Annotated in this window: 20 protein-coding genes; 6 read left to right on the top strand and 14 right to left on the bottom strand. The window is 73.2% G+C overall.

The genetic code is table 11. From position 1 onward, the window contains the following. Positions 1-41: 41 nt before the first annotated feature. On the top strand, positions 42-740 hold the full coding sequence (locus DEJ46_RS06510) for a TetR/AcrR family transcriptional regulator (protein WP_150264604.1): 699 nt from the start codon (positions 42-44) through the stop codon (positions 738-740). Between the two features lie 171 nt (positions 741-911). Here the strand turns inward: DEJ46_RS06510 and DEJ46_RS06515 are convergent, their stop codons facing one another. From DEJ46_RS06515 to DEJ46_RS06540, 6 genes are all read right to left on the bottom strand, one after another. After that, positions 912-1,769 carry a hypothetical protein gene (locus DEJ46_RS06515; RefSeq protein ID WP_223834542.1) on the bottom strand — a complete coding sequence of 286 codons (858 nt, stop codon included), beginning with the start codon at positions 1,767-1,769 and terminating at the stop codon, positions 912-914. 488 nt (positions 1,770-2,257) lie between these two features. Further along, positions 2,258-3,823, bottom strand: coding sequence for an AAA family ATPase (locus DEJ46_RS06520; RefSeq protein ID WP_150264605.1), 1,566 nt, complete (start codon positions 3,821-3,823; stop codon positions 2,258-2,260). Between the two features lie 47 nt (positions 3,824-3,870). Further along, positions 3,871-4,443: a hypothetical protein gene (locus tag DEJ46_RS06525; RefSeq protein ID WP_150264606.1), complete on the bottom strand. Its 573-nt coding sequence runs from the start codon at positions 4,441-4,443 to the stop codon at positions 3,871-3,873. Beyond that, the gene (locus tag DEJ46_RS06530; RefSeq protein ID WP_150264607.1) at positions 4,440-4,757 is read right to left on the bottom strand and encodes a hypothetical protein; all 318 of its coding nucleotides are present in this window, start codon (positions 4,755-4,757) and stop codon (positions 4,440-4,442) included. The genes DEJ46_RS06525 and DEJ46_RS06530 overlap by 4 nt, the downstream gene beginning before the upstream one ends. Next, the gene (locus DEJ46_RS06535) at positions 4,754-6,523 is read right to left on the bottom strand and encodes a hypothetical protein (RefSeq protein ID WP_150264608.1); all 1,770 of its coding nucleotides are present in this window, start codon (positions 6,521-6,523) and stop codon (positions 4,754-4,756) included. The genes DEJ46_RS06530 and DEJ46_RS06535 overlap by 4 nt, the downstream gene beginning before the upstream one ends. Positions 6,524-6,593: 70 nt before the next feature. Beyond that, positions 6,594-7,100: a hypothetical protein gene (locus DEJ46_RS06540; RefSeq protein WP_150264609.1), complete on the bottom strand. Its 507-nt coding sequence runs from the start codon at positions 7,098-7,100 to the stop codon at positions 6,594-6,596. A gap of 214 nt (positions 7,101-7,314) precedes the next feature. Between DEJ46_RS06540 and DEJ46_RS06545 the strand changes: the two genes are divergently transcribed. Continuing rightward, positions 7,315-9,204 carry a caspase domain-containing protein gene (locus tag DEJ46_RS06545; RefSeq protein ID WP_150264610.1) on the top strand — a complete coding sequence of 630 codons (1,890 nt, stop codon included), beginning with the start codon at positions 7,315-7,317 and terminating at the stop codon, positions 9,202-9,204. Here DEJ46_RS06545 and DEJ46_RS06550 read toward each other — a convergent pair. From DEJ46_RS06550 to DEJ46_RS06570, 5 genes are all read right to left on the bottom strand, one after another. Further along, a complete protein-coding gene (locus DEJ46_RS06550; protein ID WP_150264611.1) occupies positions 9,185-13,423 on the bottom strand; it encodes a CHAT domain-containing protein in 4,239 nt (1,412 codons plus the stop codon). The two genes, DEJ46_RS06545 and DEJ46_RS06550, sit on opposite strands and share 20 nt — an antisense overlap. A 2-nt stretch (positions 13,424-13,425) precedes the next feature. Further along, complete coding sequence (locus DEJ46_RS06555) at positions 13,426-14,079, bottom strand: RES family NAD+ phosphorylase (RefSeq protein WP_150264612.1); 654 nt, start codon at positions 14,077-14,079, stop codon at positions 13,426-13,428. Between the two features lie 2 nt (positions 14,080-14,081). Further along, positions 14,082-14,729 carry a hypothetical protein gene (locus DEJ46_RS06560; protein WP_150264613.1) on the bottom strand — a complete coding sequence of 216 codons (648 nt, stop codon included), beginning with the start codon at positions 14,727-14,729 and terminating at the stop codon, positions 14,082-14,084. Next, the gene (locus tag DEJ46_RS06565) at positions 14,726-15,742 is read right to left on the bottom strand and encodes a hypothetical protein (RefSeq protein ID WP_223834543.1); all 1,017 of its coding nucleotides are present in this window, start codon (positions 15,740-15,742) and stop codon (positions 14,726-14,728) included. The genes DEJ46_RS06560 and DEJ46_RS06565 overlap by 4 nt, the downstream gene beginning before the upstream one ends. 654 nt (positions 15,743-16,396) lie before the next feature. After that, the gene (locus DEJ46_RS06570) at positions 16,397-17,599 is read right to left on the bottom strand and encodes an MBL fold metallo-hydrolase (RefSeq protein ID WP_150264614.1); all 1,203 of its coding nucleotides are present in this window, start codon (positions 17,597-17,599) and stop codon (positions 16,397-16,399) included. Between the two features lie 121 nt (positions 17,600-17,720). Between DEJ46_RS06570 and DEJ46_RS06575 the strand changes: the two genes are divergently transcribed. Further along, positions 17,721-18,899: a glutamate dehydrogenase gene (locus tag DEJ46_RS06575; protein ID WP_150264615.1), complete on the top strand. Its 1,179-nt coding sequence runs from the start codon at positions 17,721-17,723 to the stop codon at positions 18,897-18,899. A 71-nt stretch (positions 18,900-18,970) separates the two neighbouring features. After that, entirely contained in the window at positions 18,971-19,726 is a 756-nt protein-coding gene (locus DEJ46_RS06580; protein ID WP_150264616.1) for a TetR/AcrR family transcriptional regulator, read from the top strand. 2 nt (positions 19,727-19,728) lie between these two features. Here DEJ46_RS06580 and DEJ46_RS06585 read toward each other — a convergent pair whose 3' ends face one another. From DEJ46_RS06585 to DEJ46_RS06595, 3 genes are all read right to left on the bottom strand, one after another. Beyond that, positions 19,729-20,607: an SIMPL domain-containing protein gene (locus tag DEJ46_RS06585; RefSeq protein ID WP_263411747.1), complete on the bottom strand. Its 879-nt coding sequence runs from the start codon at positions 20,605-20,607 to the stop codon at positions 19,729-19,731. A gap of 140 nt (positions 20,608-20,747) precedes the next feature. Then, entirely contained in the window at positions 20,748-21,848 is a 1,101-nt protein-coding gene (locus DEJ46_RS06590) for a DUF6745 domain-containing protein (RefSeq protein WP_150274178.1), read from the bottom strand. A 50-nt stretch (positions 21,849-21,898) separates the two neighbouring features. Next, on the bottom strand, positions 21,899-22,225 hold the full coding sequence (locus DEJ46_RS06595) for a hypothetical protein (RefSeq protein WP_150264617.1): 327 nt from the start codon (positions 22,223-22,225) through the stop codon (positions 21,899-21,901). 177 nt (positions 22,226-22,402) lie between these two features. Between DEJ46_RS06595 and DEJ46_RS06600 the strand changes: the two genes are divergently transcribed. Together DEJ46_RS06600 and DEJ46_RS06605 are read left to right on the top strand one after the other, a co-directional pair. Beyond that, entirely contained in the window at positions 22,403-23,386 is a 984-nt protein-coding gene (locus tag DEJ46_RS06600; RefSeq protein WP_150264618.1) for an STM4015 family protein, read from the top strand. Beyond that, positions 23,383-24,546: an STM4014 family protein gene (locus DEJ46_RS06605; RefSeq protein ID WP_190622470.1), complete on the top strand. Its 1,164-nt coding sequence runs from the start codon at positions 23,383-23,385 to the stop codon at positions 24,544-24,546. Before DEJ46_RS06600 ends, DEJ46_RS06605 begins: the two co-directional genes overlap by 4 nt. The last annotated feature ends 8 nt before the right edge of the window (positions 24,547-24,554 follow it).

Below are 24,554 nucleotides of genomic sequence, written 5' to 3' on the forward strand. Positions count from 1 at the left end.
CCGTTCAGAGACGGAGGGAGCGGGGACGGCATGATGGAGCGATGTCCCGCACGCCCGCTCCGCACGGCCGCACCGGCCGGCCGCCCCTGACCTCCCGTGCGCAGATCCTGGCGACGGCCCGTCGGCTCATCGACGAGGACGGCTGGGAGAAGCTCACGATCCGCCGCCTGGCGACCGAGGTCGGCGTCGGGGCGACGACCTTGTACCACCACATCCGGAACAAGGACGATCTGCTGCTCCACCTGCTCAATCACCACATCGGGCAGATCGAGCGCCCCGGGCCGCCCGGCTCCCCACGGGACCGGATCATCACGGCCGCCACCGCGATGCGCGACGCCCTCACGGCCTGGCCCTGGGCGGCGGAGGTCCTCTCGGCCGACGGCTTCGTCGGCCTCCTCGACGAATCGGCGATGTGGATGGTCGAGGACGTCGTGGCCGGAGCCGGCGACCACGGATGCACCCCCGACCAGAGCGTCGACGTCTTCCGCAGCATCTGGTTCTTCACGGTCGGCGAGGTCCTCGTCCGCGCCCACTCCGCCCGCCGCCAGGCCGAGGGCCGCCCCTTCGCCTACCGCGACGACCTGGACCACTCCCGGCTCCCCCACCTGGCCGCCATCGGCACCCGCTGGGCCGCACTGGCCGCCCGGGACATCTACCCCGAGACCCTCGCCACGTTCGTCGACGCCCTCCTCGCACGAGCCACTCCCCACGAGACCCCCTGCCGGGAGCGGTCCGGGTAACGGGACGCAGAGGCAGGTCATGGGGAAGGGAACCGGGCCGGACCGGGCCGGGCCGGGCCCGATGACCGCACGCTCGGACGCTGCCGCGACCGCCCGAGCGCAAGGAAGCGCCCCGTCGGCGACAGCCACGCCTGCCCCGACCCGGCCTTGGTCGAAGGAGCTGTCCGGCGATCAGGTCCGTGTGACCGTGAGCAGCAGTGGCGTGTGGACACCGAGGTGAGCGGCGGAGTCGGCGACGGCCTCGGCCAGCCACCCGACCGCATCACACGACCACTCCGCGAGTTCACCGGGCAGTGTCCTGCCGTGCAGGGGCGGGCCGTTCCAGAAACTGTCGTCGAACAGCGGCGCCGGTACGTTGTCCGGGTCGGCGAGGTCGTCAGCCCCGCACACGAAGACGTCCTGGTCCAAGCGGCCGAGGTGGCGGGCGAGCTGCTGCGCGACCGAGGGAATCGACGGGGCTCGGCCGCTGTCGATGCGGATCCTCACCGATGTCCGCGATCGTGGGTCGCGCTCTCCGAACCAGTCGATCGACTGCAGGGACGGCACGATCGCAGAGGGCGGGCGTGACGAGGCGTCGATCCCCTGAACCGGCAGGAGGACCTGCACCGAAGAAAGGCGCACTGTGCCGACCCGTGCTGCCGTGTCCTCGGCGCAGCGCAAGAACGGCTGCACAGGGAGCGGCCTGTCATCCGCCACCGCGCCGGCCTCGACCTGGAACCACGCGATCAGGTTCGACTCGGAAGCGGCGAAGGGGTGGCTCCATCCGGCGTCGTTCATGGCCCACAGCCCCGGCGCGACGACCTTGCGCCTCTCAAGGGCGCCCCCTTCCACAGCGCTCGCCCGGTCGTCGAGCCAGCCCATGGCAAGCGATCGCTGGTGGAACAACTGGTAGGCGTCGTGCTCGGACTCAGGATCGTGGCAGGAGTGCGGGATCATTTCGCCGTAGAGGGCGGCGAACATGGTTCCCGCGGTGCGACGAGCCGTGGGCGCAATACCCGGCTGCGCGGTGGCATCATCCTGCTCCGACACATCGTCCTCCGTGGCTCAGTGCTGTGTCTTCCACCGCCCGCCCCCTCTGAGGCAGGCCGCCATGTGTCCCTCAAGTACACCGGCCGACCGCCCGGAAGCGGCGTATGGCCCGTGTGAACTCCCGGTCGATATGACGCTCTATCAGCCGTCAGGCCTTCGGCCCCCTCCCGAGCCCGCCCCCGACACTCGGGCGTCGGATTGCCCAGTCATCCGGCCATCCGTCCAGCCGGATCCGGATACCCACCGAGCGCTCGGAGCCGCCGCGCAGCCTGCTGCCGAGCAGTCCGACCCGGGCGACCAGCCCGTACAAGCGTTTCATCAGGCCGGTGTAGTGCGCGCTCGCGTCCGGCGCCGGCACCTCGGCGAAGCCGGGCGCCGGGGCGCCGAGCGGTGTGCCCCGCCAGTCGCAGTACTGCAGAAGTTGGCAGGTCTGACCGTTGTCCGCCCGGCTCGAAAGTCGGGCGGACAACCGCCCCTCGTGCCGGCCCTCAGTCCTCCATGAAGACGATGCGCCGCGGCCCGGCGGCGCCCGGTGTCGCCGCCGCCATCGCCGACCGGCCGGCCGGGACGGCCCTTTCCCGTCCCCACGCCCGAATCTCCTCGATCTGCTCCGGGTTGACCCTGCTCAGCGGGACGGTGTTGGCGAAGGTGTCCAGGATGAACGAGGGCTTCAGGTTCTCCACGCCGCCGCTCAGGTGCGCCTCCGCGCCCACGTCGTGCAGGGCCGCGGCGATGTCAGAGCCCGCGAAACCCTCGGACAGGTCGACCAGCCGGTCCAGCTGCTCGGGCTCGGGCCGCTGCTTCAGATAGAGGCCGTAGTACAGCTCGATGATCTCCCTGCGGTCCTGGGAGTCAGGCAGGTCGACGAAGAACAGCTCGTCGAACCGGCCCTTGCGCAGCAGTTCGGGCGGCAGGCTGCGGACGTCGTTCGCGGTGGCGACCACGAACGCGCGGGAGTCCGACTCCTGGAGCCAGAAGAGGAACTGGCCGATGATCCGTTGCGGCACGCCCGAACCGTCGTCGCGGCCGGCCAACCCCTTCTCGATCTCGTCGATCCACAGGATGCAGGGGGCGACCCGGTCGGCCATGCCCAGCGCCTCCCGAAAGCGGCCCTCTGACTCGCCCAGGTACTTGCCGTGGATGCTGCCCATGTCGAGCCGGTAGAGCGGCAGCTGCCACTCGTGGGCGATCGCCTTGGCGGACAGCGACTTGCCGCAGCCCGGCACACCCACGAGCAGCACGCCTCGGGGCGGCCGCAGCTTCGTGTCGCGCAGGTCCTCGTGCATCAGCCTGTTCTTGCGCCGGAGCCACTCGCGCAGGCTCGCCAGACCGCCGACGGTGTAGTCCTCGGCCTTCAGCTGGACGCGCTCCAGGCCGGTCAGATCGCTGAAGATCCGATCCTTCGCCTGGGCGAGCCCCAGCACGTCCTCCTTCCCGATGACGCCCTTGGCGGCCACGGTGGCCATCAGGTTGACCGCCTCCGCCTCGGTGACCCCGCGCAGGAACTCGGCGGCGCGGCGCGTGTCGCTCTCGTCCCATCGGATCGGAATGATCCCCTCGTGGTCGGAGAGGAAGGCCCTGAGGGTCTCGTACGTCTCCTCCGGGTGGGGCAGGTCGAGGTGCAGGCTCATGCCGAGCCGCTGCAGACCGCTCCAGACGGGGCTGTCGGTGATGACGACGATGCTGCCCATGTTGTTGCCGGCCAGCCGGGCGAGCTCGGACATGTGCCGGGCGACCGGGGTGTCCGTCTCGAGGTCGGCAGGGTCCACGAAGACGACGGTGGCGTTGGCCCGGCTGGTGAACTGGGCGGCGGCGAAGTCCATCGCGCCGGTCAGCGAACGGTCGTCGATGACCGTCGTGTTGGTGCGCAGGTCCCGCAGGCCCGTGGCCCTGGTGTAGATCCAGAAGGGCAGGCTGCTGCGGCGCGGCTGGGTGGCGGCTTCCCTGAGCAGCCGCAGGGCTCGCTCCTGCTCGATGGTGCGCATGCCGATGACCGGCACGCGCGCGGAGATATAGCTGTCGAGGTGCTGCAGGCAATCGGAGTAGTTCGACATCGTGGACCTTCGGCGCTCGGGAAGGGGACAGAACGTGAGGAGCGGGGTCAGTCCCGCAGGACCCGCCGACGGGGTGCCGCCGCCGGGTCGTAGGACCAGGCGTCCGCGCCCCCGGGGTGCGGCGCGGTCGCGGGCGGCTCGGCCAGGACGGCGGTCAGGGCGTTGTCGCGCAGCGTGCGGCGGCGCTCCTCGATCCAGCGGGCCTCGGGTTCCTCGCGGGCCGCCTCCTCCAGGAGCCGCTCCAGCTGTGCCTGGAGCTCGGGGATCTGCCGGTCCACCAGCTCGGTCAGCCGCTCGCGCAGCCGCTCGGGCAGCCCGTGGTGGTCGGCCAGGTCCCGGATGGACCGCAGCCCGGTACGGGCCTGGGCCAGCTCGCGGCCGGCCGAGAACTCGTCGGTGGCCGCGTCCACAGCCCGTACGAGCATGTCGGCCCAGGCCTGCAGCCGAGTGTTCAGGGCCGCGGTGATGTGCGTGGTGAGGCGGGCCACGGTGGCGCCGTCGTACGCCTCCGCCGTGATCGTGGGCAGCCGTGCCAGGTCCACGGGCTCGAACCCGGCCCAGCGGCGCAGGGACTCCACCCACTCCTCGTACGGGCCTCCGTGCCCCCAGAACCCGCTCATCGGTCGCTGCCGGGGCGGCGGACCAGCATCTCACCGGGGGGCAGCGGCTCCCAGTCGGGCAGACCTTCGACGACTCGGCGCAGTCGGCTGGTCGCGCGCTCGGTACCCGCGGGGCGGTGGGAGGCCCACGGCGAGTCGGCGACGGGTCTGCGGACGGTCGGCGGGACCGAGGGCTGCGGGACCGCCGAGGGCTGCATGCCGGCAGAAGGCTGGTGCGGGGCCGCGGCAGGCTGCTGTGGGGCCGTGTACTGCGGGGGCACGGCCGACTGCCCCGGCGAGGTGGCGGGCTGCCGCGGGACGGGCGGGGTGCTCACTGGTGGTCCTCCTTGAGTACGGTACGGCCCTCGAAGGGCGAGACGGCGTGGTTGGCTGTGGCGAGTGAGGTGATGAGCACTCGGCACGTGGCCTCGACGGCGTCGGCCGCCCGGTACTTCTCGTACCAGTCCGTCAGTTCGGCGGCCGCTCCCCGGAGCTGGTGCAGCGAGTCGAGCTTGGCCTGCTCCAGAAGCCTGCGGGCGTTGTCCTGGTGGCTCTGCGCGGCTTTGGCCCCCTTGTGGATGACCAGGCCCCAGATGCCGCCGGTGATCAGGGCGGCCACGAACGCGATGCCCAGGTCGATCTGGCCGATGAGGACCAGGATGCCGAGCACCACCAGCACGGGTGGCAGCAGCTTCCTCACCATCGGGAAGGCGAGCGAGTCGATGAACGGCCTCATGTGCTGGTCCCAGTGACGGGCGAGCGAGGCCTCGTTGTCGGCCAGTGGCTGGGTGAAGGAGCCCTGCCACGAGGGAAGCTGGAAGGTCTGCGCACCGACGGTGTGCGCCGTGCCGAACACCGCCCGCACGTCCTGCGGGACGGCGCCGCGCGCGTCGCGGGTGAATCCGGTGTGCGCCTGGAAGAACCACTCGTGGCAGGCGGCGATGGCCATCCGCTGGGTGGCTCCGGACGTGCCGATGGCGGCGGGGCTGAGCGCGGCGGCGCTCTGCACCGTCAGGTAGTCCAGGGTCTCCTCGTACGAGGCTGAGTCGGCGTCGGACTCCTTCCGGGCCGAGTCGAGGTCGCCGTTGTGCTCGACGACCTTCCTGTGGAAGGCGAGATCGCGACGGATCGGCAGCTCGTCGTTGTCGTACTCCGAGACGAGCCGGTCGAGAATGTCGTCGACGGTGTCCTCGAGCCGCCCGGAGGGTTCCGGTTCGCGCTCCAGGATCGCCTGGTACTTGTCGAGCAGGTGCTGTTGGGTGCGGGCCGCGGACAGGACGGCGTCGAGCGCGGGCCACTGCGGGGAGACCACCGAAAGCCTGGGGAACTCTGCCTTGGCCGAGGGCGCGCGCAGAGACTCGATCTCGTCGCGCCAGCGCTGGACCTGGCGGGCCTGAGTTTCGATGTCCGCCATCAGCACCTCGCGCCACTCGCGCAGGGTCCGGTCGAGCATCGCGCGCCCCTCGGGGCCGAAGGCGCCCTGCGCGATGGACTCCAGGATGACCGCGAACTCGCGGCCCAGCCGGGTCGGGTCCTGTGCGAGGAGGTAGTGCCTGAGCCAGCGGACGGCCGGCTGCCGCCTGTTCTGCCGACGCAGGACGAGCGCGAAGAACAGGGACGTACGGTCTGGGGAGCGGCGGAACGCCTCATCGACGGCGCGTTCGCACAGCTCCCGTTCGTCGGAGGACCAGGTGGCGAGCGCTACCAGGGCGGGCGCGAGCCAGTAGCGGGGGGTCTGCAGCATCAGCTGGTCGCTGACCGTGTGGATGCTGTCCTCGGAGACGATGCCGACGTCGAAGGCCTGGAGCATGCCGACCGCTGTGCGCCGCACCGACTTGTGGTGGCCGAACTCGTGGTCGAGCTCGTCCTGGAGGACGCCGATCCGGGTCTCGGCCCGCTGTACGTTGGCGATGAGCTGGGACTGCTGCATGAAGGCCTGGAAGTCGGCGCGCAACTGCTGAAGTTCACTGGTGGTCTGCTGCTGCCTGGCCTCGACGGAGTGGACCTGGCCGGACACCGATCCCACCTGTTCGCTGAGCCGGGCCACGAGGTTGCCGACCTCTCGCACCCTGTTGTGCAGGGCGATGTCCACGTCGACCATTGCGTCTTTCTCCGTTCGGGATGGGCGGGCTCGGGCCTGTGCGGTGGTACGTGTGCGGTGGAGAGCCCGGTCAGGGGCGTACGACGGTGCCGTCGGTGAGGACGGGGAGGATCAGTCCGCTGTCGTAGATCTCGATGTAGGCGTAGCCGTCCGAGCGCGCCAGCATGCGTGCCTTGGCGAAGGGTTCGGGCATCTGCTCGGCCGGCGAGAAGTGCTGGACGATCACGTGGAAGAGGTTGAGAACGTGGTCGACGTAGGGCGGGCCGAGGAAGCAGCGGGCGACGAATCCAAGGGGTACGTCACCGTGGACACCGGCGTACTCCTCGCGGGCCCAGTCGGCCAACTGTCCGCGGGCGGCGTCGTCGAGACCGGCGTCGAGCCGTCCGACGGCCCCTCGCAGTCCGTCGGACCGGCGGTCGTACAGCTCGCGCGGCGTGCCCCGTCCGCCGGGCGTGGCGGCCGGGCGGGCCGCCGGGCCGGTGGTGAGGCGTCGGGACGTCCCGGTTTTGCGCTGCTGACCGGGCGATTCGGTGCCACCGGACTGAACGACGCGTCGTGGACGCTCAATGTGAACCATGTGTCCCCCGAGATGCGCTGTGTTCTGTCACCACGTTCCGTCACCGCCAGCCGCGGACCGTCCGTGCCGCCGGCAGGGGCGTGTGACATCTCATCAATAGTGGTCCGCGAAGGCCACATTGTGTCGGCGTCGGACGGGGTGCGCCCAGAACACGACCAGTTTCCGGCCGTCCCCGGGCCACTGCGTGTTCCGCGATGCTGCAACACTCTCCCGCATGGGTTCGATCTACGTACTGCTGGTAGGGATTGACAAGTACCCGTCGCGCATGGCTCCGCCGCTTCTCGGCTGTCGCAACGACATCGCGGAGGCCCGCCGTCTCCTGGAGGAACGCGCGTCCGCATCCGGCGAGGTGGTCGTCCAGGCACTGCTCGACGCCAAGGCCACGCGCGATGCGGTCGAGGACGCCGTCGTGAACCATCTGGGGCGGGCGGCCTCCGGGGACACCGCGCTCTTCTGGTTCTCCGGGCACGGCACGCAGTCCCGTGCGGAGGAGGAGGCCCATCTGCGGATCGAGGCGACCGGCCGGAACCAGGCCCTCGTCTGCGTCGACGGCCCGCTGCTCGACAAGCGGCTCGGCCGGCTCCTCGACGGGGTGGCGGCGGGCGGCGCGCACGTCGCCGCCGTATTGGACTGCTGCTACTCGGGCGGCGCCACGCGCGGGGGCGGGCCGACCGCCCGTTACGCGCCGCCCGCCGCGGACTGGGACCTGAGCGGCTCCGACGACATGTCCCCGATGGCCCGGGACGTCTCGGCCACCGGCGGGCAAGGCGCGCCCCGCCATGTCCTGCTGGCCGCCGCGCGGCTCGACCAGTACTCGTACGAGGACGACTACGCCGGGCGCCGCCACGGCGCCTTCACGCACGCCCTGCTGGGCGCGGTGCGCGCCGCCGGTCCGGAGGCCACCTACCGGGAGCTGCTGTCCGCGGCAGACGCCCGGCTGCAGCGCTCAGGCGGGCGGCAGCAGCCGGTGCTGTATCCGGCGGAGCCCGGAGGCCCGGCGGACACGCCGTTCCTCGGGGGGCGCGTGGCCCGGCCCGTGAGCCCGTATCTGCTCCGCCTGGGTGCGCACGGCTGGGAGGTGGACTGCGGCGCCGTCCACGGTCTCGCCGACGGCACGGGGCCCGACGGCACCACGTTCACGGTGGTACCGGAAGACGGGCCGAGGCCCGGCCTCCCGATGCCCTCCGTCCGGGCGCGCGCGGTGCATGCGGCGCACACCCTCGTGGAACCCGACGGCTGGGTACCGTCGCCCACCCGCGTCTACCCGGTGACGCTCTCCGCCCTGCCGCAGCCGCCGGCCACAGTGTCGCTGACCGCCTCGACGCCGGGCGACGGGCTGCTCGGCCCGGTACGGGAGGGCCTCGCCGCCACCCCGCTGCTGCGGGTGCTCGACGATCCGCGTGAGGCGGCCGACCTCCATTTCCGGGTCGAGGTGGACGGCGACCTGGCGCACGTACGACGCCGCGACGGCACCCCGTTCACCGACCCGCTGCCGCTGAACGGCCCCGGTGACGCCGGGCGGGTGGCCGACTGTCTGACCCATCTGGTGTGCTGGCATCGGATCCGCGATCTCACGCCGGGCCCTTCGTCGTTGGACGGTCTGGTGCGCGTGGAGATCTCGCCCTGGGGCGCTCCGGACGGCGAGACGCTGGCCCCGGACGGCAGCGGCGAGATCGTCTGCCCGTACGTCCTCGGCCCCGGCGGACTCCAGGAGCCGCGGGTCTCCATCCGGCTGCACAACCGCTCCGTCGACCGGACCCTGTGGTGCGCCCTGATCGATCTGACCGACAGCTACGCCAGTCATACGCTGCTCTACCCCGGGCACTTCATCGGCCCCGGCCGCACGGGCCACGCGCTCGACGGAGAGCCTGTGCAGCTGTCCCTGCCGCCGACCCGCCCCGCGGTCCCCGGGGCGAGCGCCCGGGATTGGCTGAAACTGATCGTCGCCGAGAGTGAACTGAACATCGTCCCGTACCAGTTGGACGCCTGGGAACCGTGGGCTTCGGGTTCGCGGGTGATGGGCCGCGTGACCGGGCCGACGGGCCGGTGGACGGCCCGCACGATCCAGCTGCGCACGGTGGTGCCTACCGGCCCAGGTGCGTGAAGCCCGCCCAGGCGCTCAGATCGTCCGGATCCACCCGCCGGGCCCGCTCGGCGAGCAGCGGGGGAAGTCCGGCGGGCAGCTCCCGCGCCGGGTCCAGCATCCACAGCTGGGCCCGGCGCAGAGCCTTCGCGGGCGACTCCCCCTCCCGACGCAGATAGTGGTGCGTCAGGAACATGAGCACCGACGTAGCGTCGTCGGGCACCGGCCACAGCGAGCCGATCACCGAGCGGGCCCCGGCCACCAGGAATGCTGTGGCGAGACTGTACGCCTCGTTGTGGCCCCGCCCCGACACATGGCTGCGGCAGGCGGCGAGCAGGACCAGGCCGAGCCGTCCCCGGCCGCCGCCGATCGCCTCGGTCAGCTCCTCAGCCGCCAACTCACCGCCGTGCAACGACAGATAGGCGGTACGCCGGGCATCGCGCGCGATCGCGGCATGGCAGGCGAGATGCAGCAGCCCGCCCTCGTCGGCACCGGCGTCGGCCAGCCACGACACCACCTCGCGGGGCGTGCCGAGCCCGTCGGCCGTGCCGTCCGCCCTCCGCCCGAGGAAGGTGCCCTCCGGGTAGAAGGCCCGCTGTACGGCGTCCGCCTCCTCACCCGCGTACGGCAGGTCGCCGGTGGGGTTGCCCACGACGAGCGCGCCCCCCGTGTGTTCCGCGGCGCTCCGGGCCGCCACCTCGCACAGCAGCCGCGCCGACGCCGCGTACGAGATCTCCGCCTCCTCCAGCGCGTACCGGCGCCGCCCGTCGGCGCCCTCCTCCCAGGCCGCGTGCCAAGGGACGAGCCCCAGCGCCCCCATGGGTACGAACACCAGCCGCGGGACGCGTCCGGCGGGGGCGTCAAAGGCGTCGAAGAGCGGTCTGACGCCCGCGTACCAGGCCCAGCCGCACAGCCGCTCCAGCTGCCGGCGGAGGGGTGCCGCCCTCCGATCCGCGGCTGACGGACCCCCGGGTACGGGCCCGAGGTCACGGCCGGATTCCGGCTCGGGCGACCCGGGCTCGGGCGCCCCGGGCTCGGGCTCGGGGTCCGCACGCCCGGCGCCCGGCGCGGGCGCGTAATCCTTCAGCGGCGCGGCTTCCTCGGTGAGCCGGGGCAGGGGTACGACGTGGACGTCGCCGCCCGACGTGACGACGACGGCGGAGCCGCCCGCGTTGTCGGAAGCGGGCACCAGGTAGACCAGGGCGTCCTTGCGCAGCGAGCGCAGCGCCGTGGCGATCTCGTCGACGGCGGGTGGGTCGAGCAGCCGGTCCTGGAGGCCGTCCGCTCCCGCCGTGAGGGCGGCGAGGACGCGGCGGCGCAGCGTGCTGGGCACCGACAGCGGTGCCTGCGCGGCGGACAGCGGGTCGGCGGGAGGCTCGGCGGCGACCCCGGTCGCCCGCCACTCGTCGGCGAGGTCCAGGTGACCGGCCGCGATCAGCCGCTCGGGCACCTGACGGGAGGTGACGGCGGCGTGCAGCACGAGGCCGCGGCAGGCATCGAGGGCCTGGACCGCCTCCTCGAGGGCGTTGTCCCGCAGACACCACGCGGCGACCTCCAGGGCGGTCGAGGTGGCCTGGACGGCGGCCGTCGTGGCGTGGTCGGTGCCGGACTGCAACAGTGCGGCCCAGGCGTGACCGCGCAGGGCGTCGAGGCCGATGCGCCGACCGTTCGCCCGGTCATCGCGGCGCAGTTCACCCCGGGTGCGGTAGGCGCGGGCGAGGGCGAGCGCCGTGGCGGCGTACAGGCGGTGCTCGGGGCCTCCCGCCGTGCGGAGCGCGGCCTCCAGGAGGGCGATGCCCGCGGCGAGTCCGCGTGACCGCGCGACCGGGTTGCGCTGTCCGGAGGCGAGCCCGCAGTGCGCCGAGCCGAGGGTGTAGGCGTACCGCAGTCTGTTGTCCGAGCCCTCGTCGACCAGGTCATGGGCTTCCCGCATCAATTCCATGGCCTCGTGGATCGCCCTCGCGTCACCGGTCGACGCGGCGCGGTGGTAGCGGGCGATGCCGTTGTCGCCCAGGACCCAGGCGCGGTGGTCCCGGGGCAGCCGGCCCGCGGCGCGTCGCAGCTCGGCCAGGGTGGGGCGGCCGACGAGAGGAGGGCCGGGCGGGGCGCCGAGCCGACGGGCGAGATCGTCGCGGGCCATACGGGCGTTCTCGATCGACGTCCACACTTCGATACGGGAGGGGTCGTCGGGGGCGGAGGAGGCGTGTGCCTCCGTCATCCGCGCGATATGGGCGTCCGCCGCACCGAGGTCGCCCAGCTGTGTGGCCCGGTGCGCGGCCAGGCTGGCCTGATGGGCGTCCATGGCCCGCCGCACATACGGAGAGAGACCCGCGTCGTCGCGCAGGCGCCGCCAGGTCTCCTCGGCTTCCTCGACGTCGTCGGCCGCGCCCAGGGTCTGCCCGCGGTGCTGGGTGGCCATCATCCGGACGAGGTCGATGCTCGTGCCCATGGTCCGAGTAGTACCGTCCGTGGTCCGCGCCCGGTTGAGGTGCTCCATCACGTCGTCGGTGCCCTTGCCGCCCAGGCCGGTCATCTCCTCCCAGAGCCGTACGTGGGCGATGGCGGCATGCGCACGCCGCTGCCACGCCGGATCGTCGTTGTGGGCCTCCTGGACGCAGGTGGTCAGCGCGGCCTTCTGCTCGGCGGTGACGTGCGTGCCGTGGGCGTCGAAGAGCATCAGGTGCGTCAGTAGCGCGAGGGCGAACTCGGCTCGCTGCTGCCCTGGTTCCATGGCGAGCCAGCGTGCGTACGCCTCATCGAAGGCACCCGTCAGCCGGGAGGGGTTCAACGTGCCCCGGATGAGGCCGGGGAAGTCGTCGTCGGTCTCGCTGAAGTCGAGGAAGTTCCGCCCCCGGCCCAGCTCTTCGTAGAATCTGCGCTGCAGCCGGCCCAGGTCGGCCATGCTCATGCGCGACGGACTGCCGCCCGAGGGGCCGGGCCGGAAGCCGTGCTCCTGCTCCAGCGCGCTCCAGGCCCAGCCACCGACCATCTGCACCATCTCGCGCAGATCCGTGGCGAGTTCGTCGTCCGCCAGGACCTGGTCGGCCGCCCGGGTGATCTCGTGCAGCCGCTCGGGGTTCGGATCGTCGTGGTAGCGGCCCTGCTGGAAGGCCGCGAGGAGGAAGGCGGTGGCGGTGACCTTGCCGTCCCTGGCGGGCCGCCACGCCTCGACGGCCCGCCGCATCAGACCGATCGCCCGGTCCTGTCCGGCGGTGTCGCCCCGGGCGCTCGACCGCTCGAACAGCAGGCGCCCGAAGCCGTCGAGATAGTGCGGCAGGAGCCGGTCGACGGCGTCCGGGGCGGTGAGCAAGCCGCTCAGCTCCGCCTCGGCCGCTGCGGCGTGGGCCTGGTCCTTCCAGTTGGACCAGATCACGGCGCGGACATAGGCGGACCGGATCTCCGACTCCCAGGCCCAGGAGGGCTGTTCGCCGCTCCGCCTGGCTTCGTGGAGCGCGGTCCCGAGCTCGGCCCGCGCCTCTTCCAATACGTCCCGGTTCCTGGTGGAGATCCCCTGGATCATCAGCGCCAGGCCCACGCTGTGGCGTACCAGCGGCAGATCGCTGGTCGGCAGCGCCGCTTCGAGGACCGCACGGTAGTGCCCGGCCGAGGCGACGGCGTCGTGGAGGTCGCCGCCGCCGCCCGAGGCACGCTCGAGATGAAGATAGCCGAGGGATTCGCGCAGGTCGGTCTCCTCCCCGCTGCCCGGTTCGAGCAGTGGCAGGACCTCGTAGTGGAGTTCCAGCGCCTCGGCGAGCAGCTCGGCCCGGCGGTCGCCGTCGCCCTGCTCCGGCAGGGTCGTCAAGCGGGCCTTGGAGCCGTTCGCCAGGAGGTGCCGGCCCAGGACGCGCTCCTGGTCGTACTCCTCGTCCGCCGGAAGCTCCGCGAGCCCCTCGCAGACAAGGTCCAGAGCCTCTTCCAGGCGCTCGGGGTCCTCGTCCTTGTCGTACTGGCAGGCGCGTACGTACGCGTACCGGATGCGCCAGGCGTGCCACAGTCCGAGATCCCCGGGCGGGCGATAGGCCTGGTCGAAGGCGTCGAAAGCCAACTGGAAGGCCTCGGCGGCCAGTTCCAGGTCCTCCTCCTGGCTCAGTCGCCCGAAGAGCACGGCGCTGAGCGCGCCGACGCGCGCGCAGAGCTCCGGCGCCTCGGGGTCGTCGGCCGCCGTCCGGGCAAGGACATCGAGGAGCTCGTCCCGTTCGGCCCGCAGTTCGTCGTCGGTGGGTTCCGGTTGTCCGGTCATGTTCAGGTTGCGAGCCTCACGTGGTACGGCTGGAGTACGGAGTTGAGCCATTCCTCGCCCTCGGGCGTGCCGAAGTCCACGGCCCCGTCCGGGACGGCCTCCACGGCCGCGGGCGGGCAACGGTCCTCGAAGAGGACGACGGTACGGTCGCCCGGCTCCCGTTTGGACGACCAGATCAGGCCCTGCGCCCAGGGGTCGGTGTACCGCCGGATCCAGTGCGCCCAGTCCCGGGTGTAGGCGTAGTCGTGCGCCTCGGCGTGGACGAGCCAGCTGTCCTGGTGCACGGCGGCCAGGTCCCGGGCGGACACCAGGGGGACGACATCCAGGTCGGCGGCGAGCCGGAGCCGGGACAGCTTGCGCCGGGTGACGCTCACCCGCGGCAGCAGCCGGGGCCCGCCCGCGGGGTCGAACGGCAGCGAACGCAAAAGGGTCTCGCAGAGCGCGGCCTCGGCGCCGAGACCCGCGTACAGATAGCCGTACGGGTCGCATGCGGTGCCGTCGAACCGGCCGCCGCCGTACAAGCAGTGTGACGGCACCGGGTTGAAGGCGGTGGCGTCCCGGTGGGCCGCGTGGACACGGTAGAGGGTGGTGCCCCGCGGCAGGGTGACCTTGCCGGGGGATCCGGTCATCCGGGAGGGCGGCCGGTAGTTGGGCATGGCTACTCCCCCTCCATCAGCAGCACGGCCACGTCGGCCAGTTGACGCTCCCTGGGGCCCCCGAGGAGCTCGGCGGGCGTGGCGCCCAGCCAGGCGTTCGGGGACAGCCACCAGTCGGCGGCACCCCACGGGTCACGGTCGGCCTCAAGGAGCCGGTTCACCTCGAGAACAGCCATCCAGGGCAGGCTGCCCTCGGAGAACTGGAACCGGGGCAGCCGCAGCACTCCTCCGGCGCCCCGCAGCCGGATCAGCTCGGGCGCGTAAGGGTCGCCGCCCCGGCGCAGCACGGTGTCGGCGTTCAGCGCAGGCGCCGCGAGCAGTCTCTTGCGTACCGGCCCGAGGACCGGCCCGACCATGCGGTGCCCGTCGAGGAGCAGGACCGCGAGGTCATCCGCCTGGAAACCCAGGTAGACGTCATCGAGGACGCCGGCGAAGAGCCGCGCCTGCGCCTCGGCGCCGAACTCGTCCGGCAGGCCCTCCAGCAGGACCTGGGCGGCCGCTTCGGCCGCGGTCCCGCGCCCCTCCTCGTCCTTCGCCCGGCGCACGGCGGCGAGCTGCCGGGCCAGGAGCTCGCGGAGCGGTCCGCCGAGGCGGTCGGCGACGTGTTCCCAGCGGGCCGCCGCGGCCGCGAGCACGGCGTACGGATTCATGCTGTCCCCCGGTCGTGGGTGGTCGTGTCGGCGAGTGGCGCAAGCAGCCTCTCGATGAAGTCCGCGCGGGCGTGGGCGCGTACGACGAAGTGGATCTGCCAGTCGCGGCGCCGGGCGAGCTCGGCCTCCACGGCGGGCCAGAGGGCTCCGAAACTCTCCAGCGGGGTGAGCCCTCCCCGTCCGGCACCGAGCAGCGGGAGGCATACGGAGGTGAGCGGCGGTTCGTGCCGGGCGGTCTCCTCGGCCAGCAGGGCGAAGGCCCGTGCCACGCCTCGGGTGACGTCGGTCGGCAGGACGTCGTAGTCGTTGGTGCCGGGGCGGGGCTGGGCGACGGCCACGTGGTAGATCCGCCGCACCCCCTGGCCGGCGAGGGCTCCCGCCGAGGTGACGGCGACGGTCCCCGGAAGGGCCGCCCGGCCTTCTGTTCCCTGCCGGGCGGCCCATTCCCGTAACTCGTCGTGGAGGTGGTCCGCGACGAGTACCCCCGTAGGGTCGAGGCGTGCCGCGGCGCGGCGCAGGGTCGCGGCGACGGACGACTTGTAGGCGGCAGGCAGCACGAAGTACGTATTGGAGGGCGAGAGGACGACGTCGACGTCACGCAGCAGGTCCACCGAGTGGACGTGGATCCGCACCGTCGCGGGATCCGGCCGCCCGTGGATCCGCAACCGGAGCGTGCGATGGACGAGGGGCAGCGGGGCGGGGGCGTCCGGTGGGCCTCCGGTGTCGTCGGCCGGTTGCCGGCCGGCGAGAACGATGATCTGCTCCGTGATCTGTCCCAGCACCATCAGCTCGTGGTGCTTGCGGAACCTCTCCACGCTGACGCCGTAGACCTGCGCGGCCCGTCGGCGCCGGTCGGAGGCCGGCCAGTCGCGCGTGCCCTGCGCGAGGCCGAGGCTGTACTGGGCGGCGGTCTGGAGGCCGCCGCCGCCGATGAGGGAGACCGCGGTCCGTAACAGCCGTTCAATGCCCACCACGGCGGACGGCTCACCCGTCGCCTCCGGTGCGGCGGCCACGTCATGTGCGATGCGGGAGAGTTCCGGAAGACTCAGCTCTCTCAGTCTGACGAGACCGGCTCGCCTCACCTGTCTCACCTCCGCAAGGACCGATCCGTGTCTTGATGGGAGGGAGTGGGCCAGCATGGCGGCAAGCATCGCACCGCGTCCGCCGGGGTCACAAGCCGGGCTCCCCTGTCCATTGCACCGGACCCGCCGGCCGGACCCCGGTCGGTTCCGGGTCGGAAACGGGTCGGAACGGCAGGACGCCGTGCCGCCGTCGTGCCGCGACGAAATCAGGAAGATCCCCTCAGGCTCAGGTCGGTCGAGGACCGCGAGCGCGTCGGTCTCGAGGGCTCGGCGGGCGATGGCGCCCGGGACGCGGTCGGAGTCCTCGACGACCTCCACACCCTGCTCAACGGCCAGGGCCGACAGCCCGACCGCGTCCCGGCCTTCTCGTCCAGTTGTCGTTCGGACAGGCGGCGGACGCAGGTCGAGCGCGTCGCGGACCAGGGTGGTGCCCGCCGACCTCAGATCAGCGGCCCGTGATGCGCGTTCGGACCACGACTCGCGACGATTCCCTCTCCGTCGGCAACGGCCTGAACCGCTCACGGCCTTCAGACGGGAGACGCTCCAGCGATCCCCACCACCTCGGCACGTCCGTCCCCGACCGGGTCACCGTTCGCCCGCTAGATCGAGATCGCCGCCGCGCGCCTTCTCGGCCGCAACCCCGGCAGGCCGGGGGCGCCGCCACGGGCGGGCGATCGGGCGGGAGACCGAGCCCCACCAAGGGTCGCCGGGCAGCTTTCCCGCCGGCTCGAAGGGCTCGCCGGGGCGGGGGAACGCCACCGCCTGGCCGGCCTCCTCGGCCGCGTCCTTCGTCCACTCCCCCGGCTCCGCCCACGGGTGCGGGGCGAGGTTGAAGGTGCCCCAGTGGATCGGCAGCAGCACGCCGGAGGCCGCGCCGCCCTGGAGGTCCAGGTGGGCCCGTACGCCCTCCTCGGGGGTCATGTGGATGTCGGTCCAGAACTCGGAGTAGGCGCCGATCTGGATCATGGTGGCGTCGAAGGGGCCGTGCGCGGCGCCGATGTCCTTGAAACCGGAGAAGTATCCGGTGTCCCCGCTGTGGAAGATCCGGTGCTCGGGGCCCTGGACGACCCAGGAGGCCCAGAGCGTCTGCTGGCGGTTGCGGATGCCCCGGCCGCAGAAGTGGCGGGCCGGGGTGGCCGTGAGCCGCAGGTCGCCGATCTCGGTGGACTCGTTCCAGTCCAGCTCCCGGAGGCGGGAGGGGGCCACGCCCCAGCGCTCCAGGTGCGCGCCGACGCCGAGCGGCACCGCGAAGACGGTGTCGGTGGTGGCGAGCGCCTTGATCGTCGGCAGGTCGAGGTGGTCGTAGTGGTCGTGCGAGACCACGACCACGTCGACCGGGCCGAGCGCGGCGAGCGGTGCGGGCACCGGGTGGAGCCGCTTGGGGCCGGCGAAGGGGAACGGCGAGCAGCGGTCGCCCCAGACGGGGTCGAAGAGGACCCGGCGCCCGTCGATCTCGGCGAGGACGCAGGAGTGCCCCATCCAGGTGAGGCGCAGCCCGGTGGCCGGCGCCTTGGCGAGGTCGGCGACGGTGGTGGGGTGGACGGGGATCGTGCCGGTGGGGGCTCGGCGCGCGCGTCCTTCCTTCTCGAAGTAGATCTTGGCGAACTCCAGGGTGGAGCCCGACGGGCCACGGCGGGCCGGTTCGGGGTTCTGGAAGATCCCGTCCGCGAAGTTCGGCGAGCGGTGGATGCGGGCGAGGCGCTCGCCCGCGGGGTCCGCGCCGAAGGCCTCGGGGCGCAGCGCGCGCAGCCGGGCCCGTGGGGAACGGTCGGAGCCGGTACCGGTCACTGGACCTCCTGATCTCTGAGGGGGGTCGTTCCATTATGGGCGGCCCGCGGCCCGTACGGTCGGGGAGACCGGCCATACTGAACCATTGTTCAGTAACAGCCCCTCACGATGGAGACCCGCGATGAGCCCCACCCCCCTCCTGTCCGTCGACTGGACCGACCACGTGACCGGCCGCCGGGGCCATCTGGTCGTCGACCGGCTGGTGCGCGGGGTGGCCAGCGGCGGCCTGCGGATGCGCGAGGGGTGCACGGCGGCGGAGGTCGCCGGGCTCGCCCGCGGCATGACCATGAAGGAGGCCCTCCACTACGACCCCGCCTCGCGGTACGTCCCGCTGGGCGGGGCCAAGGGCGGCATCGACTGCGACCCCCGCTCCCCCGAGGCGTACGGCGTCCTCGTGCGCTACCTGCGGGCCATGCGGCCGTACATCGAGCGGTTCTGGACGACCGGGGAGGACCTGGGGCTGACCCAGGACCTGGTGGACCGGGCCGCCGCCGAGGCCGGGCTCGTCTCCTCCGTACAGGCCGTGTACCCGCTCCTGGACGACGAGGCGGCGGCGCGGAAGCGGCTCGCCGACGCGTTCGCGATCGAGGTGGACGGCATCGGGCTCGACGCCCTGGTCGGCGGCCTCGGAGTGGCCGAGTCCGTGCTCGTCGCCCTCGGCCGGGCCGGGCGGGAGCCCGCCGGGACCCGGGTGTCGGTGCAGGGGCTCGGCACGATGGGCGGGGCGACCGCCCGGTTCCTGGCCCGCGCCGGGCTGCGCGTGGTGGCCGTCGCCGACGTCCGGGGAACGATCGTGAACCCCGACGGCCTGGACGTCGAGGCGCTCCTCGCCGCGCGCGACGACCACGGCACGGTCGACCGCACGGCGCTGCGGCCCGGCGACCGCGAGGAGCCCCGGGACGCCTGGCTCGCGGTCGACGCGGAGGTCCTGGTCCCGGCGGCCGTCTCGTACGCGATCGACGCCGGGAACCAGGCGCGGATCACGGCCCACTGGATCGCGGAGGCGGCCAACATGCCGGTCCTGCCGGAGGCCGAGGAGGCACTCGCCGCGCGCGGGGTGACCGTGCTGCCCGACGTGGTCGTGAATTCCTGCACCAACGCCTGGTGGTGGTGGACGCTCTTCGGTGACATCGAGGCCGACGCGGAGCAGGCCTTCGACCGGGTACGCCGGTCCATGCGGGAGCTCGTGGGCGGCCTGCTCGACCGTGCCTCGGCGGACGGCACGAGCCCTCGCGCGGCGGCGCACGCGCTGGTCGCGGAGCGCCTTCCGGTGATCGCCGAGCGCTACGGCTGGTACTGAGCGCTCCGCCGCGCCCGACCCCCGGCCATTGACGATCATGCCCTTGTCACATGCTGTGTAGGCTGCTCCGCGTGGCGAGAGTGCGGTTGAGCGTGGCGGAGCGGCGGGAGGACCTGCTGCGGGCCGCCGTCGACCAGATCGAGGCCCGGGGCGTCACCGCCGTCCGGATCTCCGACGTGGCTTCGGCACTCGGCGTGAGCAACGCCCTGGTGCTCTACCACTTCTCCACCAAGGAACAGCTGGTCGCGGCCGCCTTCTCGCACGCGGCCGAGGCCGACCTCGCCCGCCTGCGGCAGCTGCTCGGCCGGCGCTCCTCTGCGGGGCGCCGGCTGCGCGCCGCCATCCGCTGGTACGCGCCGACGGGGCAGGCCAAGGGCTGGCGCCTGTGGATCGAGGGGTGGGCCGCCTCGCTGCGCGACCCCGATCTGCGCGAGGTCGCCGCCTCGCTCGACCGGGAGTGGAAGGCGGCGCTGGCACGGGTGATCGCGGAGGGGGTCGAGGCCGGCGAGTTCCGCTGTCCGGACCCGACCGCGGCGGCCTGGCGGCTCACCGCGTTCCTCGACGGGCTCGCGGTGCAGACGACGGCGTACGACGGCTCCCTGCCGCGCGCCACGCTGCTGCGGTGGGCGGACGCCGCCCTCGCCCGGGAGCTGGGCCTGCCGGAGGAGACGGTGGGCGGCGCCCGGACGGCCTCGCCGGACATGCCCGGTCCCCACCGGAAGGACGGAGAGGACGGGCAGGGCGTAGAGGACGGGCAGCAGGGCGCAGAGGACGGGAAGGGCTCCGTGGCCGGAGAGGACGGGGCGGCGGGACCGCCCGGTCCGTAGCCTCAGATCAGTTCGAAGACGGCCGAAACGGTGACCTGCTCCTCGATCTCCCCGGGAGCCAGCGGGACGCCCGGCTCGTCCGCGGGCATCGAGGGCAGCGCGCCGTGGCCGGGGCGCACGGAGTCGCCCTCGCTGAGCGAGACCAGTCGGCCGAGCCGGTGTCCGCTGAGCCGCGCGTGCTGCGAGGCCTTCTCGTACGCGTCCTGGAAGGCGGCCTCCCGCGCCTTCACCCGCAGTGCCGACGGGTCGGCGACGTCGAAGACCACGCCGTTGACCCGGCCGTCGTCCCCTGTGGCCTCGTTGACCGCGCCGATGACCTGCCCGGTCCTGTCGAGGTCGCGGACCTTCACCGAGAAGGACTGGCCGGCCTGGTAGCCGGTCACCTTGCTCTCCCCCGCGGTGTTCTGCGTGTACACCGGAGCCAGCGAGAGGCTGTCGGTCCTGATGTCCCGGTCCTCGATCCCCTCCTTTCGCAGCACCTCCAGCAGAGCCTTTGCAGCGGCGTTCTGCGCGGCCATCGCCTCCTTCGCCGTCTTACGGGTCGCCTCGACCCCGACGGACAGGATCGCCAGATCCGGTGCGGCGGCCGCCCGGCCGCTCCCGCTGACGCTGACCGTGGCGGGCGCGGCCTCCAGGACGGCGGTGCGCAGGGCCGTCCGCTCGGGCCCGGCGGCCAGGGCGGGGGCGGCCGTGCCGACGAGCAGCCCCCCGAGCACGACGGTGGCGGTGAGCAGACGGCCGGCACGGGCGGCCGTGGAGGCGCGGGCGGTCTTCGAGGTGCCGGCGGTCTTCGAGGTGCCGGCGGTCTTCGAGGTGTCGGTGGTCGCGGTGGCGTGAGCGGTCGTCGCGGTGAGGGCGGTCCGGGGCTGGCGGGTCGTCACAGGCGGTCCCTTCGGGGGTGGGTGCCGGGGCTCCGGCGGGCACATCCCAGCACCCGGCACCGCCGCCTCCCGCACGCCACTCCTGACCGGCGGCGCCCTTCACCTCTCCGTACCAGCCGGGCCCGCGCACCGGTCCCCGCTCACGTCTGGACGAGCGGCTCGTACTCCTCGGCGGAGAGTCCGAAGGTCCAGGCCACGCCCTCCCGGGCGGTCCGGGTCGAGGGCGGCACCCGCAGCCAGTACGTGCGGTGGCTGCCGTCCGGTTCGGGCGTGGAGTTGACCACCTCGACCATCACCACGTCCTCGTCGTCGGCCAGTTCGACGCGCCACAGGACGCCCGTCCCGTCGCGGTGCTCGTGCCGGGCGCCGGACACCGCGAGGTAGCGGTCGTAGCCGTAGTACTCCAGCATCACGCGCCGCAGCTCGGCGTTCTCCTCCGCCCGTATCCGCTCGGGGGTGAGGCCGGCGAGACCGGCGAGGAAGTCGGCGGCCACCGGCATCCCGCGCCAGGCGTGGAGGGCGAAGCCGTCCGCGTACGCGAGGGCCGGGCCGTCACCCCGGTCGAGGCGGCCGGCCTCGTCCCGGTGGAGCTCCACCGGACGCTCGCAGACCACGGCGACGTTCTCGTAGGGCCACCACCAGCCGGCGTGCTCGGCGACGGCGGCGAGCCCCGCGAGCCGCTCGCCCCGACCGTCGAAGGCGGCCAGCCAGGCCGCGTCGTGCTGGCCGAGCACCGCGTCGAGCAGCACGAGCCGCACGGCGGTCGCCTCCCGCGCCTCAGGAACCTCCCGCGCCTCCCGCGTCTCCCCCGCCTCCCGCCCGGACACATCGGTCCTCGGGTCGGCACCGGCCCCCTCGGCCGTGGCGGCCTCCGTCACCCCGGCCCGGATCTGCTCGGCGAGCGCCCGCGTGAGGTCCCAGAGGCCCGCGCCGGTCGCCTGCCAGTGCGTCGCCCAGCCGGCGGGGCCGAGCGTGTCGTGGAGGCGTCGCCGCTCCTCGGCCCAGGGCCGGGTGCGCACCTCGTCCCGTACCGAACGGCCCGGGTCCGTGAGCCCCCGGACGAGCGCGACGGCCGCGAGCGGCGAGTCCGCCCAGAGCACGCGTGCGGGCTCGGCGAGCCCCGCCGTGCGGTAGGCGAGCCGGATGCCGGCCTCGGCGGCGGCGCGGTCGGCCGGCCCGGTGGCCGCGGCGACGGCCCGCCACTTGTCCAGTGCGGTGGTGTGGTTCGTATCGGCGTTCATGTCAATGTTCGGGTCGGTGTTCATGTCGGTGTCCCCCAGGTCTCTCTCGGTCAGTCCGCGACGATCCGGTACGCGCCGGGCACGTACTCCCGCTGGCGCACGACCCGATACCAGCCCTTGGGCAGCGCGATCGGAGCGTGCTCCTCGTGCACCACCCGGCCGCCCTCGGGCAGTTCGAGCAGCAGCGGGCCCATGGGCCCCGGCTCCCGCACCAGCCGGCCGGGCCCGGGAATCGCGTGGGCGTGCCCGGTCACCTCGCCGAGGGCGAGGACCAGGCGGCCCCTGGCGTCCCTCGGCTCACTCGCCGCGGCCTTCGCCCGGGCCGGTACGGCCGTCTCCTCGACGGGCGCGATCAGCACGTCTCCCTGCCGGTACATGGCTCTCCCCTCCCCGTTCGGCACCGATCGACCGAACATGAGAACGACGCTAGGGGCAGGGTCTGACAATCGCTCACGGCCCGGTGGGGCGGCCCCGGCGGAGGGCGTTGTCGGTGCCGCTTGGTACAACTCTTGGCATCAGCCGACTCAACGTCATCCGTTGTCTGGAGCACTGTCATGACCATCGGGAAATACCAGCACGAGTTCCACGGCCTTCCCGTGTTCGACTTCCCGGGCGTGCTCGCGGACCCCGACGAGAGCCCCGCCACGACCACCGAGCTGCCCGACGCGGAAGCGGTCGCCTGGCGGATCTCCGCCCCGACGTACAGCGACCCCGGCGACGAGCACTGGGAGCCGCTCTTCGAGCGGTTCCTCAAGACGGTCGACGCGGAGCGGGTGCGCGCGCTGGTCGTCGGCGGCTGGGACGAGCCGTACGAGACCTCGTCCGCGTTCGTCGTCGCGGCGCTGGTCGCCGCCCGCGACCGGCTCACGGGCCTGCGGGCGGTGTTCCTCGGGGACATGACGGGCGAGGACTGCGAGATCTCCTGGATCGTGCAGTCCGATGTGACGCCGCTGCTCGCCGCCTATCCGGCCCTGCGGGAGTTCGGGGTGCGCGGGGGCACGGGGCTGCTCTTCCCGCCGATCCGGCACGAGGCTCTGGAGACCCTGGCGGTCGAGACGGGCGGGCTGCCCGCCGCGGTCGTGCGGGGGATCGTCGGCAGTGAGCTGCCCGCGCTGGAGAACCTCGAACTCTGGCTCGGGACCGACGAGTACGGCGGCGACGCCACCGCCGAGGACCTCGCGCCGCTGCTCGCCGGTACGGGCTTCCCCGCCCTGCGCCACCTGGGGCTGTGCAACAGCGTCATCCAGGACGAGATCGCCGCGGCCGTGGCCGGCGCCCCGGTCGTCGCCCGGATCGAGCGGCTCGACCTCTCCATGGGCGTGCTGACGGACGAAGGTGCGACCGCCCTGCTCGACGGGCAGCCGCTGACCCATCTCACCCACCTCGACCTCTCCCACCACTACCTGTCGGAGGCGATGCGCGAGCGGGTGCGCACCGCACTCGTCCCGCACGGCGTGACCGTCGACCTCGACGACGCGCAGGAGCCGGACGACGACGGTGACGGCGAGGTCTACCGCTACGTCGCGGTAGCCGAATGACCGTCCGCCCGCGCCTTGTCGTCGTCGGCGATCCGGCGGGCCGTCGCGTCGCGTTCTTCCAGGACGCGCTGCGGGCCGCCGGGCTGCCCGGGGCGCGGGTGGTGTCCTGGCCGGACGTCCTGTGCGGCCGGGCGCGGTTCGCCGCCGGCGAGACCGTGCGGCTGGACTCGCCCGGCGAGGACCCGGAGGCCGACCGGCTGCTGCGCGGGGTCGACGACCCGGCCCGGGTCGAAGGCTCCGGCCGCTGGTACGCCCGGTTCACCGCCGCCGTCTCCGCGCTCGCGGAGACCGTCGGGGACGCGGGTGCCGCGCTCGTCGACGATCCGCGCGAGCTCGCGGTCCTGTTCGACAAACGGCTGAGCCACGGCAGGCTGCGGGCGGCCGGTGTGCCGGTGCCCGAGTCCCCGACCTCGGGGCCCGCCGCCCCGGCCGTGGGCGGCTGGGCGGACCTCCGGTCGCTGCTCGCCTCGGCGGGCCTTCGGCGGGTGTTCGTGAAGCTCGCGCACGGCTCCTCCGCCTCGGGGGTGCTCGCGGTGGAGTCGAACGGCGCGGGCAGGATCCAGGCGACGACCTCGGTGGAGCGCGGCCCGGACGGGCGCCTCTTCAACTCCCTGCGGGTGCGGCGCTACACGGGCGAGCGGGAGATCGCCGCGATCGTGGACGCGCTCGCCCCCGACGGGCTGCACGTCGAGCGCTGGCTGCCGAAGGCGACCCAGGACGGCCGGGCCGCCGACCTGCGGGTGGTGGTGATCGACGGCCGGGCCACCCATGCCGTCGTCCGCACCAGCCGCTCCCCGATGACCAATCTGCATCTGGGGGGCGCCCGGGGCGACCTGGCCGCCGCCCGGGCCGCGATCGTCTCGGCCGGCGGGCGGTGGGAGGACGCGCTCGGCGTGTGCGAGCGGGCCGCCGCAGCCTTCCCCGGCACCCGGTGCGTGGGCGTCGACCTGCTGCCGGCCACCGGCTGGCGCCGCTTCGCGGTGGGCGAGGTCAACGCCTTCGGCGATCTGCTGCCCGGTCTCACGGGTCTGCCGGGCAGCGACGCCGAGGGCCTCGACACGTACGCGGCGCAGGTCGCCGCGCAGTTCCCCGCTGCCCTCGCCGCACCCGCGGTCTCCCCCACGAACCGAACGAGCACCACAGGAACGAGCACCACGTGAACCAGCCC

The organism is Streptomyces venezuelae (assembly GCF_008642375.1).
Classification (GTDB): Bacteria; Actinomycetota; Actinomycetes; order Streptomycetales; family Streptomycetaceae; genus Streptomyces; species Streptomyces venezuelae_G.

What these genes read in the sequence shown, in the direction of transcription:
- DEJ46_RS06510 (WP_150264604.1), top strand. Translation starts at nt 42, where the DNA reads ATGTCCCGCACGCCCGCTCCGCACGGCCGCACCGGCCGGCCGCCCCTG.
- DEJ46_RS06520 (WP_150264605.1), bottom strand. Translation starts at nt 3,823, where the DNA reads ATGTCGAACTACTCCGATTGCCTGCAGCACCTCGACAGCTATATCTCC.
- DEJ46_RS06525 (WP_150264606.1), bottom strand. Translation starts at nt 4,443, where the DNA reads ATGAGCGGGTTCTGGGGGCACGGAGGCCCGTACGAGGAGTGGGTGGAG.
- DEJ46_RS06535 (WP_150264608.1), bottom strand. Translation starts at nt 6,523, where the DNA reads ATGGTCGACGTGGACATCGCCCTGCACAACAGGGTGCGAGAGGTCGGC.
- DEJ46_RS06540 (WP_150264609.1), bottom strand. Translation starts at nt 7,100, where the DNA reads ATGGTTCACATTGAGCGTCCACGACGCGTCGTTCAGTCCGGTGGCACC.
- DEJ46_RS06545 (WP_150264610.1), top strand. Translation starts at nt 7,315, where the DNA reads ATGGGTTCGATCTACGTACTGCTGGTAGGGATTGACAAGTACCCGTCG.
- DEJ46_RS06550 (WP_150264611.1), bottom strand. Translation starts at nt 13,423, where the DNA reads ATGACCGGACAACCGGAACCCACCGACGACGAACTGCGGGCCGAACGG.
- DEJ46_RS06555 (WP_150264612.1), bottom strand. Translation starts at nt 14,079, where the DNA reads ATGCCCAACTACCGGCCGCCCTCCCGGATGACCGGATCCCCCGGCAAG.
- DEJ46_RS06560 (WP_150264613.1), bottom strand. Translation starts at nt 14,729, where the DNA reads ATGAATCCGTACGCCGTGCTCGCGGCCGCGGCGGCCCGCTGGGAACAC.
- DEJ46_RS06575 (WP_150264615.1), top strand. Translation starts at nt 17,721, where the DNA reads ATGAGCCCCACCCCCCTCCTGTCCGTCGACTGGACCGACCACGTGACC.
- DEJ46_RS06590 (WP_150274178.1), bottom strand. Translation starts at nt 21,848, where the DNA reads ATGAACGCCGATACGAACCACACCACCGCACTGGACAAGTGGCGGGCC.
- DEJ46_RS06595 (WP_150264617.1), bottom strand. Translation starts at nt 22,225, where the DNA reads ATGTACCGGCAGGGAGACGTGCTGATCGCGCCCGTCGAGGAGACGGCC.
- DEJ46_RS06600 (WP_150264618.1), top strand. Translation starts at nt 22,403, where the DNA reads ATGACCATCGGGAAATACCAGCACGAGTTCCACGGCCTTCCCGTGTTC.
- DEJ46_RS06605 (WP_190622470.1), top strand. Translation starts at nt 23,383, where the DNA reads ATGACCGTCCGCCCGCGCCTTGTCGTCGTCGGCGATCCGGCGGGCCGT.